Origin of the sequence: Bacillus sp. GC_Bacil_1, assembly GCF_026540675.1 — a bacterium.
Classification (GTDB): domain Bacteria; phylum Bacillota; class Bacilli; order Bacillales; family Bacillaceae_G; genus Bacillus_A; species Bacillus_A cereus.
On the sequence record NZ_JALNUG010000006.1, the window covers coordinates 251,148 to 264,664 of the forward strand.

A 13,517-nucleotide genomic window follows, 5' to 3' on the forward strand; every position below is an offset into this window, starting at 1 on the left:
TAGTCTATCCAATTTGTACAATACGAAAAGGCTACTCGTTAAAGTAACCTTGGTAAATAAAATTATATCAGCTATTTTCCAAATATATCGACCGTAACTCAAATTATATCAGCGATTATTGAAATATATCGACTTACCGACAATGAACGACAAAATCCTCTCGCTACTTGCGGGCATCCTAATGAAACTTCCATTTACCGTTCAAACACAATCCGCTGCTTCGTGATTTCCGCCAGCCTTCCGCGATCTACTTCATACTCAGCATCAACGCTTTGCGGCACCATCACTTTCCCGCCCTCAAGCATCACTTCCGGTGAAATAATATCCCTCTTCCAATGTCTACTAGAAGCGGATATATCTCCTGGAATCATAAAGTTAGGTAATGAAGCAAGAGCAACATTTTGCGCTCGTGAAATCCCCATTTCTACCATACCACCGCACCAAACTGGTATGTTATGCTCCATGCAATAATTATGAATTTGAACCGACTCTGTTAATCCGCCTACTCGCCCTGGCTTAATGTTAACGATGCGGCAACTACCAAGCGTAATCGCAACGCGCGCATCTTCTAAACTATGGATACTTTCATCTAAACAAATCGGCGTTTCAATTTTCTTTTGCAACTCCGCGTGATCAAGAAAATCGTAATCCGCTAACGGTTGTTCAATCATCATTAATTGGAATTCATCTAGTCGTTTCAGCCTCTCCGTATCCGCTAATGTATACGCTGAATTCGCATCTGCCATTAGCGGGATATGCGGAAACTCTTTTCGAATTTCTTTTAATAACTCATAATCATGCTCTGGCTTTATTTTCACTTTAAAACGCTCGTATCCTTCTTCGGCGTACTTCTCGATTTGTTTTAACATAACCGGAATTGTATTGATCCCAATTACAACGCCGACTTCAATTTCATGACTAGTTCCGCCAAGTACTGTCGCTAGCGATTTCTTTTGACGCTTCGCATATAAATCCCAAACAGCCCCCTCTATTCCGGCTTTTGCCATTCGGTTTCTTTTTATATGTTGAAATAGACCCGGTACCTCATTCGGATGAGAAATTTCAGCCTTTAATAAATCAGGTATTAAAAAGTCTTGCAGTACATGCAGCGCTGTCTTCACCGTTTCTTCCGTATACCACGGTTCAGAGAATGCAACGACTTCCCCAAATCCGATGTACCCGTCCGTATCCTCTAATTCAATAACGATACTCTCACGCTTTTCGTAAGTCCCGTAGCTTGCAGCAAACGGGATTACGAGTGGCATTTCCGTTATATACAGTGTCGCTTTTTTTATTTCCACCTACATCTCCTCCACTAATTGTCTTAACTCTCGTCTTAACAATTTTTTCGAAGCGTTACGTGGTAATTCCTCTAAGAAACATGCTTTCTTCGGCACTTTATATTTCGCTAACTTCTCCTCGCAAAAATGAAGAATTTCTTCTTCTGTTACCGCCCCGCTTTTCACAACAAAAGCAGCTGGTACTTGTCCCCATTTATCGTCAGCCATGCCGACAACACCAGCTTCCGCTACTGCCGGATGAGAAAGCAACACTTCTTCAATTTGAGCTGGATATATATTCTCTCCGCCAGAAATAATTAAATCACTGCGACGATCTAATACGTATAAAAACCCTTCTTCGTCTAAATAACCGAGGTCGCCAGTATGAAGCCACCCGTTTTGAATAGTCTCTCGCGTCGCATCTTCACGGTTAAAGTAACCGCCTGTTACGTTCGGTCCTTTTACTACAATCTCACCTTCCTCAAATGGTGGCACTACTACGCCATCTTTTTCAATACGAAGTTGGCACTGAAATAGTGGTTTTCCAGCTGATCCTACTTTCGTTAACATGTAATCTGCGGATAACGTACAAATTTGCGAAGATGTTTCTGTCATACCGTACGTTTGATATACAGGAATCCCTTTTTCTACACATGCTTCTAATAGTGGTTTTGGCGCTGGTCCTCCGCCAAGTAACATGCATCGTAAAGAAGATGGATATGTCTCTGCCCCAAGTCGCTCTAATAAATCAGTTAACATTTTAGAAACGACAGAAATAATTGTTACTCCTCTTTTTTGAAGTGCTTTATGAATAAAATTAGCATCATATTTCGGAACAAGTAAAATACGCATGCCGTACATAATGTTTTTCATTAAAAGAGATAGCCCGCCAACATGGAACATCGGCATGCAGGCTAACCAACAATCATCATCACGAAGTCCTAAATTAAGCGACGAACCGACTGCGCTTGCCCAATGATTGCCGTACGTTAAAATAACGCCTTTCGGTTTGCCTGTCGTCCCAGACGTATAAATAATTGTCATCGCTTCTTCTAAAGAAAACTCTTCTTGTATAGAGGCTTCCTCTTTTGGTCCATTCATCACTTCGGCGAATGAATAAACAGGAACATCTTTAGCATCAAAATCTTGATCCGTTACTAAACAAACAACTTCAGCATCATCCATTTGCCAAAGTAGCTCTTCTCTTGAAAGACGCGTATTTAAAAGCACAGCTACTGCACCTACATAAGATAGGGCGTGAATAACTGTAATCATCTCCATACCATTTTTCATCAGAACAGCCACCTTTTGCCCTCGCTCCACTCCAACATGCGTGAGGTGTTCACAAACAGATACTACTTTTTCATGTAGCTCCATAAAAGTAACTTTCTCTTCCTCTATTTCAATTGCAGTGCGATCTGGTGTTAAAAATGCACGTTGCATTAACCAATTTGGCATCGTCTCCATCATTCATTCTCCTTTCATGAAAGAAAGAGACTTGATATGATATCAAGTCTCTTAGTTGTTTTGTTTCCGGTTTGACCTTATCCAGCTGCGCCTCCTAGCCCCTTCCGTCTAAGAACCTTCCGCACGAGAAAGTAAAAAACACTTTCTGTGCGAAAGAACCTTAGCCAACGGGGCTAAACAGTCGGCTCCGCTTTTAAAACATCCAGCTACAGCAGCTAGAATGTTCGGTGGCTTCACTTCTTCCTACGAGGCAAAAAGCGCCTCTACGTCAGAAGCTCCATCCCCCTCACATTCTAAGCGAGCCGCTTCCGCTTTTGATCAAGGGAAACGAGGGAATTGACCGAAGTCCGGACTGCGTTTTTCTTTGAATGCGTCGCGACCTTCTTTTGCTTCGTCAGTTGTGTAGTACAATAACGTTGCATCTCCAGCTAGTTGTTGAATACCAGCTAGACCGTCTGTGTCTGCGTTGAATGCAGCTTTTAGGAAACGAAGTGCCATTGGGCTGTTTGCTAAGATTTCTTGTGCCCATTGTACTGTTTCTGCTTCAAGCTCTTCTAATGGTACTACAGTGTTTACTAAGCCCATATCAAGTGCTTCCCCAGCACTATATTGACGGCATAGGTACCAAATTTCGCGAGCTTTCTTGTGGCCTACCATACGAGCTAAGTAACCAGCTCCGTATCCACCGTCAAAGCTTCCTACTTTAGGACCTGTTTGTCCGAATACAGCGTTGTCTGCAGCGATTGTTAAGTCACATACGATATGAAGTACGTGTCCTCCACCGATTGCATAACCTGCTACCATTGCGATAACTGGTTTAGGAATTGCGCGAATTAGACGTTGTAAGTCTAATACGTTTAGACGTGGGATTTGGTCGTCACCTACATATCCACCATGACCGCGAACTTTTTGGTCGCCGCCAGAACAGAATGCACGTCCACCTTCTCCTGTTAAAATGATAACGCCAACATTTGCATCATCACGAGCGTGTGCAAATGCATTGATTAACTCCATTACCGTTTTTGGACGGAATGCGTTATGTACTTCAGGGCGGTTAATCGAAATCTTTGCGATACCATTGTATGTTGAATAAATAATATCTTCGTAATTGCCTTCTGTTACCCATTCAATAGCCATTACAACTACCTCCTTGTATATTTCTGATCTCCTCTATAAGTGTGACTTCCTTCTTGCTGAAAAAAGCATCACTGCATAGTTTTTAGAAATCCCTTTACTATTGTATCAAACTTTTCCGGTTGTTCCACATGAATTGCATGGCCAGCACCATCAATTTTGACAATTTTCGCATCAGAAACGCATTTTTCGATGTTTTTTAATATGCGAAAGAACTTTTCATCATATTCTCCGTTCATTAAAAGAACAGGTATTTTTAAGTTTTTCAGCTCATCCCACCATGAAGGCTGAGCCCCTGTTCCCATGCCGCGCAAGCTATTCGCGAGCCCTTTTGGGTTGTTAGCAAGCCGTTCTTTTCGCACCGCTTCTTGTACGTTTTCTGCTAAACGTTTTTGCGTTTCAAAAAGCGGAATATTTTCCCACATAGAAACAAAACTTTGAACGCCTTCTCGCTCAATTTTATTAGCAAGTCGATCATCTTTTTCACGACGTTCTTTTCTATCTGCTTCGTTTTCGAGCCCAGCTGTACAGTTTTCTAATAAAAGAGAGTGTACATAATCTGGATATAGACATGCCATCGTAATCGCCAATCTACCGCCCATTGAATAGCCAAGTATATGTACTTTTTCAATATGAAGGTAATCTAATAGTTCTTTCATTTGCAATGCCACATTTCGGATGTCATAATGCGTCACATCTTCAGGGCTTTCCGTTTTTCCGTGCCCAACAATATCTACTAAAATGACTTGAAACTGCTCGCTCCATGAAGGGATAAAAGAACGCCACGTTTCCATGCTTCCCGTAAAACCATGAAGAAGTAGAAGTGGTTCCCCGCTTCCAACTACTTCATATTCATACGATACACCTTGCAGTGTTACGTTCATTTTGATTCACCTTGCAACGATGTAGTAATTACGTCCTGTGTTTTTGCCCATAACGTACGGTGCAATGTTAAGTTTTCATCACGGTTCGTACAAATTTCCACAACGTGTAAACCTTTTGTCGTTGCTCCCTTTTGTACTTCTTCACGGAATTGCTCCCAACCATTTACACGGCTAAATGAACCACCGTACATTTTGACAACGTGCTCATAATCAAGTCCAATTGGTGTTCCAAATAATGATTCAAAATGTTCCTTTTTCTCATATTGTGGTAAGAATGAGAAAATACCCCCGCCATCATTATTTACAACGACAATTGTTATGTTTAATTCATGTAATTTCGCTGCTAATAGCCCATTTAAATCGTGATAAAATGATAAATCACCAATCACTAATACAAGTGGATCGCAAATAATGCTCGCTCCTAAAGCTGTCGAAATGATTCCATCAATACCATTTACGCCACGGTTTGCCATCACATGGATGTTTTTATCCGATGTGAAGAAGAATGAGTCTGTATCACGAATTGGCATACTATTGCTCGCAAATAACGTTGCGTCTTCTGGTAATACGCGCACAATATCTGTAATAACCTTTCCTTCAAATGCAGTTTCATATGTTTCCATTTCACGAAGCGTTTCCTTCGTTTTTTCGTTTATATGTTGCCACATTACGAACCAATCATTCTTCTTCATAACTGGCATTTTTTCTATTACTGCCTTGCAAAATTCAATGTCACTTGCTTGCACAACTTCTGTCGCAACAAGAGCTGGATCTCTCCATTGTCCTGATTCATCGACAACGATATGAACTGCTTTCGTTTGTTTTTTTATGAACTGCGTTAATGATTTAGAAATAGGCATACCACCAAAGCGAATTAACACGTCCGGTTTCCATTTTTCTTTTAACTGCTCATTTCGTAAAAATGTATCATAACAGTCAATTACCATCGTTTTATCGTGGTGTCCGCTACGAATATTAGAAAGTGGGTCTGCTAATATAGGATAGCCAGTTTTTTCAGCTAGTTGCGTTGCAAACATTGCAATTTCTGAATGACTATCATCTCCACAAATAATAAGCCCCTTTTCCATATGTGAAAGGCGCCCTACAAGAGAATCTACATATTCACTCGGCATCGTCACGTTTCCTTGCTGAACTACTCCTGTATATTCACTACGTCCTTTATCCCATAAGCTTTCTAGTGAGAAATCAGGGATAAGTGGCTCGCGAACTGGAAAATTAAGATGAACAGGACCCTGCGGCGCTAAACAAGCATTTGCTACTATGCGCTGCGTCGTCATACGAGCGTAATGATACATCGCTTCACTCGCTTCTGGCAGTGCCATCTCTGTAAATTGTTTCACAAAAGTACCGTATAAATTAAATTGATTCATTGCTTGTGGTGCACCCACATCTCTTAATTCATGCGGTCTATCCGCTGTTAAGACGATAAGCGGGACCCTTGAATGAAAAGCTTCACATACAGCTGGATAGTAATTAGCTGCTGCTGTTCCTGACGTACATAATAATGCTACTGGGCGTTTTTTCGCTTTCGCAATACCAAGCGCGAAAAATCCTGCTGATCTTTCATCTACATGTAAATATGTGTTCATTCCTTCGTGTTGTTCCATTAGTAAAGCAATCGGCGTTGACCGTGAGCCTGGACTAATGACAACATCACATACATCTAGACGCGTCAGTTCATCCACGAACGCGCCTAAATAATATGATAATGCTTCTATATGATTGTTCATTTCATTAATTCCTCCAAAGCACCAAGCATCGGTCTAAACTTCAAACTTGTTTCTTCATATTCAAGCTGCGGGATTGAATCAATTACAATACCACAACCGGCAAATAAGGATGCTTTCTCGCCGTTTAATAATCCGCAGCGCAGTGCAACCGCAAATTCACCATTTCCTTCATCATCTATCCAGCCAATCGGTGCACCATACAATCCTCTGTCTAACAATTCAACATCACGAATCAGTTTCATCGCTTCCAAACGAGGTGTCCCGCCAAGAGCTGGTGTTGGATGTAATTCTTCTACCATTGTTAAAAGACTCGCATCGCCTTTTGCTTCTACAGGCGTATATAAGTGAATTAAGTTTTTCGTTGTTAATAAGCCTGGGCTTTCCGGAATATTAACGTATTCGCAATGTTCATTTAGTACCGAGCGAATCATGTTAACAACATACCCATGTTCAGCTAAATTCTTTTCATCATGAAGAAGCGCATTACTATTTCGTTCACTTTCTTCTATAGAATGACCATGACCGATTGAACCCGCAAGACACATCGATGTAAATTTCTCATCTTCTTTGCGAATTAATCTCTCAGGCGTCGCTCCTAAGAAGCATGCTCCTTTATAATCAAAAGAAAATACGTAACAATCCGGTTGACCAATGCGAAGTGCTTCTAAAACAAGAGCAGAATCAATCGAATGGTTCATCTCTACTTTTAGTTCCCTCGCCAATACAACCTTCTGCACGTTACCCTGCTTCATCTCATCTTGTACTTTTTCAATTGCTTTCATCCAGCCTTTCGGATCCACTTCTACTTTAGAAATAACAGTTAATTTCGATCCGTTTAGCGCACATTTACTCTCCTCAAAAATTTTCTCTTCTAAAGAAATCATTTCATTATAAAGAGTTTCTGCACAATCTGTTGCTGCAACAAATGTATTCATCGTTAACCATGCTTTTTCATTTTTTACAGTTAATAAAAATGCTGGTAGTGAAAATGTCGTATCTTTAAATTCTTTCCATAGGTCCGTTTTCTCTTTTTCTGGATCAAATGAAAAACCACCAAATAAAAGCGGACCCGTTCCAAATTCATATTCATCTCTTTGGACAAATGCATTCTCTTTTACTTTCTCCCACTCGTCACGAGCGGTTTGAAAGCGCTTATGAGAAGAATTTGCTATAGTGAAAACAGAGCCAATTCCTGCAAATATTACATGCTGAGCCGGGTCTGCAAAATAACATCTATTTTCGAATGAAATCCTTTTTCCTGCTGCATAGAACAGAAGCGGATCCACCCAGTCTATTTGTTTTACAAAACTAACCAATGTTTTTTCGTTAGTTGCACGCTTGATAGCTGCAATAAGAACTTCTTGCAAGCCTTTTTGTTTCGTTTGAATCACAATTGTCTCCCCCCTATGGGCGAAAAATAGTCATAATTACGCTTGATTTTAAGATACACCTCAAACGAAAGGCCTGTCAACGTTTAGCATTTCTGAGAAATTCACCTTCTCTTCCTAGAAAATAAACGTTGACACTAAATGATGCTTTTTCTACACTTAGTTGTGTACAATATGTGACCAAAGGAGGATTCAACATGGAAATGAACGTCAAAACGAATTCCTCTCCTACGGCGCCAAAGCCAAGTAAGCAAACTGGCTGGCGCATCTGGTGGAGTTTACTACGTCCCCATACATTAACAGCAGCTTTCGTACCTGTTTTCATCGGAACAGCATATTCGATGCAGGTCGGAGGTATAAATCAAATACATCTTCCTCTTTTCCTTATGATGCTTCTTGCTTGTCTTCTCATTCAAGCAGCAACAAACATGTTTAATGAATACTTTGATTATAAAAGAGGACTCGATCACGAAGGTTCAGTTGGTATCGGCGGCGCTATCGTTCGCGATGGCATTCAGCCAAAAACAGTGCTTAACTTAGCATTTGGATTTTTCGGCATCGCAATACTATTAGGTGTTTATATTTGTATGAATTCTAGCTGGTGGCTTGCTGCAATCGGTCTTGTTTGTATGGCCGTTGCTTACCTTTATACAGGTGGCCCACTTCCAATTGCATATACACCATTTGGAGAGTTGACAGCCGGATTATTTATGGGTGTCATTATTATTGGGATTTCATTCTTTATTCAAACTGGAACTGTAACATCAGAAGTCATTTTACTATCTATTCCAAGCTCCATTTTAATTGGCGCCATTTTACTAGCTAATAATATTCGCGACTTGGATGGCGATAAAGAAAACGGTCGTAAAACGTTAGCAATTCTCGTTGGACGTGAAAGAGCTGTTGGTGTACTTGCTTCGATGTTCATCGTTTCCTACATTTGGACAATTGCTTTAATTATCGTGGGCATCGTATCACCATGGATGCTTATCGTATTTTTAAGTGCACCGAAAGCATTTAAAGCGACGAAAGGCTTTATCGGCAAAAGCATTCCAATGGAAATGGTACCTGCGATGATTGCAACAGCAAAAACAAATACAATCTTCGGTTTCCTAATGGGAATCGGATTATTACTTGGATACTTTCTATAAAAGGAGCTGCTTATGCGGCTCCTTTTTCATATCTGAAATTCATCTCATAATTCCTACTCTCAACGCTCATACTATGTAAAGAAACTGAATTGTAGGAAGGTGGACGACTATGTTAACTCCACAACAAGTAGGTCAATTTAAATCCATTTTAGAAAAACAAAAACAAGAACTGGAACAAACGATACAAACTCATGAAAATACAGATCGTGCTTCTGAACGCGATTCAGTAGGAGAACTGTCTAGCTATGACAACCATCCAGGTGATATGGCTACAGAGCTATATGAACGTGAAAAAGACTTCGGGCTTATTGAACTTTGGCATAAACAGCTTGAGGAGACGAAACATGCCCTACAAAAAATAGAAGCGGGTACGTACGGCATTTGTGAAGTGTCTGGCGAAGAAATTCCATTTGAAAGATTGGAAGCAATGCCGACTGCTACAACATGCATACAGCACGCGACAAATAAGTTAAATATGAATACACGGCCAGTTGAAGAAGAAGTGTTGTCTCCTTCTTTCCACAAGCATGATGAGGACCATTCTGTTGAGTACGATGCGGAAGATGCGTGGCAAGATGTCGCAAATTACGGAACATCTGAAACGCCGTCTGATTTAGAAAGACAAGATTCAAAAAACTATAATGGCATGTATGTAAATAGTGAAGAAAACGTAGGCTACGTGGAGGATTTTGAAAACTTTATCGGTACGGATATGTACGGGAAAAACCCACAAGTTTTCGCTACAGAAGAGCATGAAGAATATGAACAAATGCTTGATGATTTTGAAGAACGTACCTTCAAAGGTGAATTATCTTCAAATGAATCTAGTTCCAAAGAATAAAAAAAAGCATTCCGAAAATCGGAATGCTTTTTATCGCTAGCTAATTAGTTTTTTGTAACGTTAGCTGCTTGTGGTCCGCGGTTTCCTTCAACGATTTCGAAAGAAACTTCTTGACCTTCTTCTAAAGTTTTGAAGCCGTCGCCTTGGATAGCTGAGAAATGTACGAATACGTCTTCTCCGCCTTCAACTTCGATGAAGCCAAAACCTTTTTCGCCGTTAAACCATTTAACTTTACCTGTTTGCATGTCATGTACCTCCTAAATAAAAATGAAACTATGAATCCACATGAAAAGGTGGATATAAAGGACATGAATGTATAACAAGCTTACAGCCTTTAATACAACGTGCTTTATTTCCGTACCACATTATGTAGCTCAATAGTGCTTTCACTATATCATGCTATATCGAAAACGTCAAATGAGAACACTTTCATTCCATCATTTTTTATAATCCTAGTATAACCTTAAATTTTCATTCTATTTTTATTCAAAAATTAACAAAAATACAGTACTCTAATTCTTTTAACTTCTGTACAATATAATTACTACATATTTATGAGGTGAAAAAATGCAAGCACATGAAATCGAGTATAAGCTATATGGCGATGATATGCAGTTTGTTGAAATTGAATTAGATCCAAAAGAAAGCGTTATTGCAGAAGCTGGCGCAATGATGATGATGGAAGATTACATTGAAATGGAAACAATCTTTGGTGACGGTTCTGGCCCATCTAACGGTTTATTCGGCAAATTAATGGGCGCTGGTAAACGTCTCGTTACAGGCGAAAGTATGTTTATGACTGTATTTACAAATACAGGTCACGGCAAACGCCACGTCTCATTTGCTGCTCCTTATCCTGGTAAAATTATTCCTGTAGATTTAACAGAATATCAAGGAAAAGTAGTTTGTCAAAAAGATGCCTTTCTTTGTGCCGCAAAAGGTGTTTCTATCGGAATTGAATTTACGAAAAAAATAGGAACTGGTTTCTTCGGTGGTGAAGGGTTTATCATGCAGAAACTTGAAGGTGACGGCCTTGCTTTCATGCACGCAGGTGGAACTGTATATAAACGTGAATTAAAACCTGGTGAGAAACTTCGCATTGATACAGGTTGTCTCGTTGCCATGACAAAAGATATTAACTATGATATCGAATTCGTTGGTAAAGTAAAAACAGCTCTATTTGGCGGCGAAGGTTTATTCTTCGCAACATTAGAAGGTCCTGGAACAGTTTGGATTCAGTCCTTAACACTTAGCCGATTAGCAGCACGCCTTACAAGCCCAGCAGCGCAAAGTACTGGCGAAGGTAGTGTATTAGGTGGCCTTGGTCGTTTATTGGATGGGAAAGAGTAAAAAGGGCCCTTATGCAGGCTTGTCCATCGACTAATATAATACTAAAATTAAACACCCTTGCTTGCAGTAATGCAGTGGAAGGGTGTTTTAATTTACGTCTACAAACGAGAAAAAGCAGATGAAATAAAGTAATAAGGTTTACTTCAGTAAAATAAGGTATATTATATTTGTTGAATAGATTCTCTTTCAAGACAAGAAAAGTAGGTGAACAAAGTGGGAAAATATCAATTGGATTCCAAAAGTCAGGTAGCTGTGGCAAAGTTTCATGAAAAACAGAAGCCTGCCAAATTTGATAAAAAGCAAAAACTTGAACAATTACGTGCGGAGTATTTGAAAAAAAGGCAAAAACAAACAGATAAATAATATGTTTTGTTTCCCGAAATTTTCGGTATATAGTGCGAACAAACACAAGTAAATAGGTAATCATCGTTCAAATATATACAGGCTATTTTTTCAAACCTCTTACAAGACCAGCATTATAAAGTACTGGTGAAAGTAGTATATTAGGTGGCCTTGTTCACCTTTTAGATGGAAAAGAGTAAAAAATGCCTCCAATGCAAAAAAAACATCGGAGGCATTTCTCTAAAGTTTATGACTATGGCACTTTATTTTTACTGCGGAGGGCTATACATACCATTTCGAATCATATAATACTCCATCGCTTCATTAAGCCATGCCTCTTCTTCTTCCGTGTAAGGAGATGGCATCATATTATTATATTGTTCTTCTATATTCTCTAATTTACCTAAAGAATACATTGTCCCTTCACCAACATACTTAAGAGTCGCCTTCATATGTTCATCAACCAATTTTTGCACTTCTGAATCCTCAATTTGTCTTCCAAATAACCTTTTCACTTCTTTTGCTAAACGCACAAACTCTTTATCAAGTGCTATGCCCTCTTCTTCCGACTTATTATATAATCCATCAGCCAAGTCTTTTGATACATATCCTTCAAGCCATAAACGTTGTTCGTTTTCTTTTTGAATGCTGTTAATTAGACTCATTAATATGTCACTATCCAACTCTTCATCTTCCTCAAGACATACCATTGTTCGTTCAAGCGCCTTTATCGAAACTTCAATGTGTCTTCTCTTTTCTTCAAAGGCTTTTCTTTGTTGTTCCAACGTTTCTTTTAAATTTACATTCAAACTTGGCATTTTCAGCATAACGCGTATTTCTTCTAAACTATATCCTAATACTTTAAGACTCACTATTTTCTGTAGTTCTAATATATCTTTTCCTTTGTACACACGGTGACCAGAGCTAACATTCTTTCCAGGTTTAAGTAGTCCAATTTCATCGTAATATTGTAGTGTCCGTATTGATGTGCCTGTCCTCTTTGCAAACTCACCAATTGAACAGCCTTCCCTTTTGCTCATCTTACACTCCTCCTAACAATATGTTTACAAAAATCATACTCCCTCACGTAACTGTAGGTTCAAGTCTTTTTTCCAAAAGCATGAATCAAGTTCCTCACCGCATATATTAAACTATACCTTTTCTTAAGGAGGGCTTCCTTAATGCGTACTCCTTTATCCTTTGATAAAGACACTGCCATACTGTTAGCTTCTTGTTGTGAGTTAACGTATGAACAATATAAACAAAATGGTATTTTCGAAATACCAGATGGTTTTCAATATGTACAAGGGTTTCAAGGAAAAGCCATTCAAACAACAGAATGGTTCGGGTTTATATTAGAATCTGAGGATACAATTATCGTTGCCTTCAGGGGCACTCAAACAGACCCTGATTGGATTATTGACTCTCTCGTCAATCAAAAACCTTATCCTTATGCTTTAAATAGCGGAAATGTCCATAACGGCTTTCTCTCTATTTATGAGTCTTGTCGTGATTCTATTATGGATATGCTCGTATCATTGCCAGCACATAAAAAACTGCTAGCTACTGGGCATAGTCTAGGTGGTGCGCTTGCCACATTACACATATTAGATGCACGTATAAATACTGCCTTCGCACAGTATGGACTTTATACATTCGCTTCTCCAAAAGTAGGAGATATCGCTTTTCGAAATTATTATAAACTACAAGTAGCTAGTAGCTTTCGTTTCGTCAACTTGTTCGATGTCGTTCCACTTCTCCCTCCCCGAAACATAAATTTTAATGATCATGATTGGGAGTATGCACACGTCCATCACAATATGACATTTACAAAAAATACAAAATCCATTACAAATAATCATTCCATTACAACATACAAAACATGTCTGACTTCTCATTTTTAACCAGTAAACAATTGGAAATAAAATA

At 39.3% G+C, this 13,517-nt stretch carries 13 protein-coding genes; 5 read left to right on the plus strand and 8 right to left on the minus strand.

Annotated features, from left to right (window positions below):
- Nucleotides 1-194: 194 nt before the first annotated feature.
- From menC to OXT04_RS12330, 6 genes are all read right to left on the minus strand, one after another.
- The gene (gene menC / locus OXT04_RS12305) at nt 195-1,301 is read right to left on the minus strand and encodes an o-succinylbenzoate synthase (protein ID WP_098361107.1); all 1,107 of its coding nucleotides are present in this window, start codon (nt 1,299-1,301) and stop codon (nt 195-197) included.
- Nucleotides 1,302-2,747: an o-succinylbenzoate--CoA ligase gene (locus tag OXT04_RS12310; RefSeq protein WP_141549514.1), complete on the minus strand. Its 1,446-nt coding sequence runs from the start codon at nt 2,745-2,747 to the stop codon at nt 1,302-1,304. It abuts the gene before it with no gap.
- Nucleotides 2,748-3,065: 318 nt separating this feature from the next.
- Complete coding sequence (gene menB, locus OXT04_RS12315) at nt 3,066-3,884, minus strand: 1,4-dihydroxy-2-naphthoyl-CoA synthase (protein WP_065229489.1); 819 nt, start codon at nt 3,882-3,884, stop codon at nt 3,066-3,068.
- A 68-nt stretch (nt 3,885-3,952) separates the two neighbouring features.
- Complete coding sequence (gene menH / locus OXT04_RS12320) at nt 3,953-4,765, minus strand: 2-succinyl-6-hydroxy-2,4-cyclohexadiene-1-carboxylate synthase (RefSeq protein WP_098361105.1); 813 nt, start codon at nt 4,763-4,765, stop codon at nt 3,953-3,955.
- A complete protein-coding gene (gene menD / locus OXT04_RS12325; RefSeq protein ID WP_098033597.1) occupies nt 4,762-6,516 on the minus strand; it encodes a 2-succinyl-5-enolpyruvyl-6-hydroxy-3-cyclohexene-1-carboxylic-acid synthase in 1,755 nt (584 codons plus the stop codon). Before menD ends, menH begins: the two co-directional genes overlap by 4 nt.
- On the minus strand, nt 6,513-7,907 hold the full coding sequence (locus OXT04_RS12330; RefSeq protein ID WP_000616737.1) for an isochorismate synthase: 1,395 nt from the start codon (nt 7,905-7,907) through the stop codon (nt 6,513-6,515). Before OXT04_RS12330 ends, menD begins: the two co-directional genes overlap by 4 nt.
- Nucleotides 7,908-8,101: 194 nt before the next feature.
- Between OXT04_RS12330 and OXT04_RS12335 the strand changes: the two genes are divergently transcribed.
- Entirely contained in the window at nt 8,102-9,055 is a 954-nt protein-coding gene (locus OXT04_RS12335; protein WP_000425770.1) for a 1,4-dihydroxy-2-naphthoate polyprenyltransferase, read from the plus strand.
- Between the two features lie 109 nt (nt 9,056-9,164).
- Nucleotides 9,165-9,896, plus strand: coding sequence for a yteA family sporulation protein (locus OXT04_RS12340; RefSeq protein WP_000957398.1), 732 nt, complete (start codon nt 9,165-9,167; stop codon nt 9,894-9,896).
- A gap of 44 nt (nt 9,897-9,940) precedes the next feature.
- Here OXT04_RS12340 and cspD read toward each other — a convergent pair whose 3' ends face one another.
- The gene (cspD, locus tag OXT04_RS12345) at nt 9,941-10,141 is read right to left on the minus strand and encodes a cold-shock protein CspD (protein ID WP_001193052.1); all 201 of its coding nucleotides are present in this window, start codon (nt 10,139-10,141) and stop codon (nt 9,941-9,943) included.
- A 322-nt stretch (nt 10,142-10,463) separates the two neighbouring features.
- On the opposite strand from cspD, the gene OXT04_RS12350 reads away from it, so the two are divergent.
- Together OXT04_RS12350 and OXT04_RS12355 are read left to right on the plus strand one after the other, a co-directional pair.
- Nucleotides 10,464-11,246, plus strand: coding sequence for a TIGR00266 family protein (locus OXT04_RS12350; protein ID WP_001147841.1), 783 nt, complete (start codon nt 10,464-10,466; stop codon nt 11,244-11,246).
- Between the two features lie 213 nt (nt 11,247-11,459).
- On the plus strand, nt 11,460-11,609 hold the full coding sequence (locus OXT04_RS12355) for a hypothetical protein (protein ID WP_065229491.1): 150 nt from the start codon (nt 11,460-11,462) through the stop codon (nt 11,607-11,609).
- A 248-nt stretch (nt 11,610-11,857) separates the two neighbouring features.
- On the opposite strand, the gene OXT04_RS12360 is transcribed toward OXT04_RS12355, so the two are convergent.
- Nucleotides 11,858-12,628 (minus strand): MerR family transcriptional regulator, encoded by a 771-nt coding sequence (locus OXT04_RS12360; protein ID WP_097821664.1) that lies wholly within the window; start codon nt 12,626-12,628, stop codon nt 11,858-11,860.
- A 141-nt stretch (nt 12,629-12,769) separates the two neighbouring features.
- On the opposite strand from OXT04_RS12360, the gene OXT04_RS12365 reads away from it, so the two are divergent.
- The gene (locus OXT04_RS12365) at nt 12,770-13,492 is read left to right on the plus strand and encodes a lipase family protein (RefSeq protein WP_001260112.1); all 723 of its coding nucleotides are present in this window, start codon (nt 12,770-12,772) and stop codon (nt 13,490-13,492) included.
- Nucleotides 13,493-13,517: the final 25 nt, after the last annotated feature.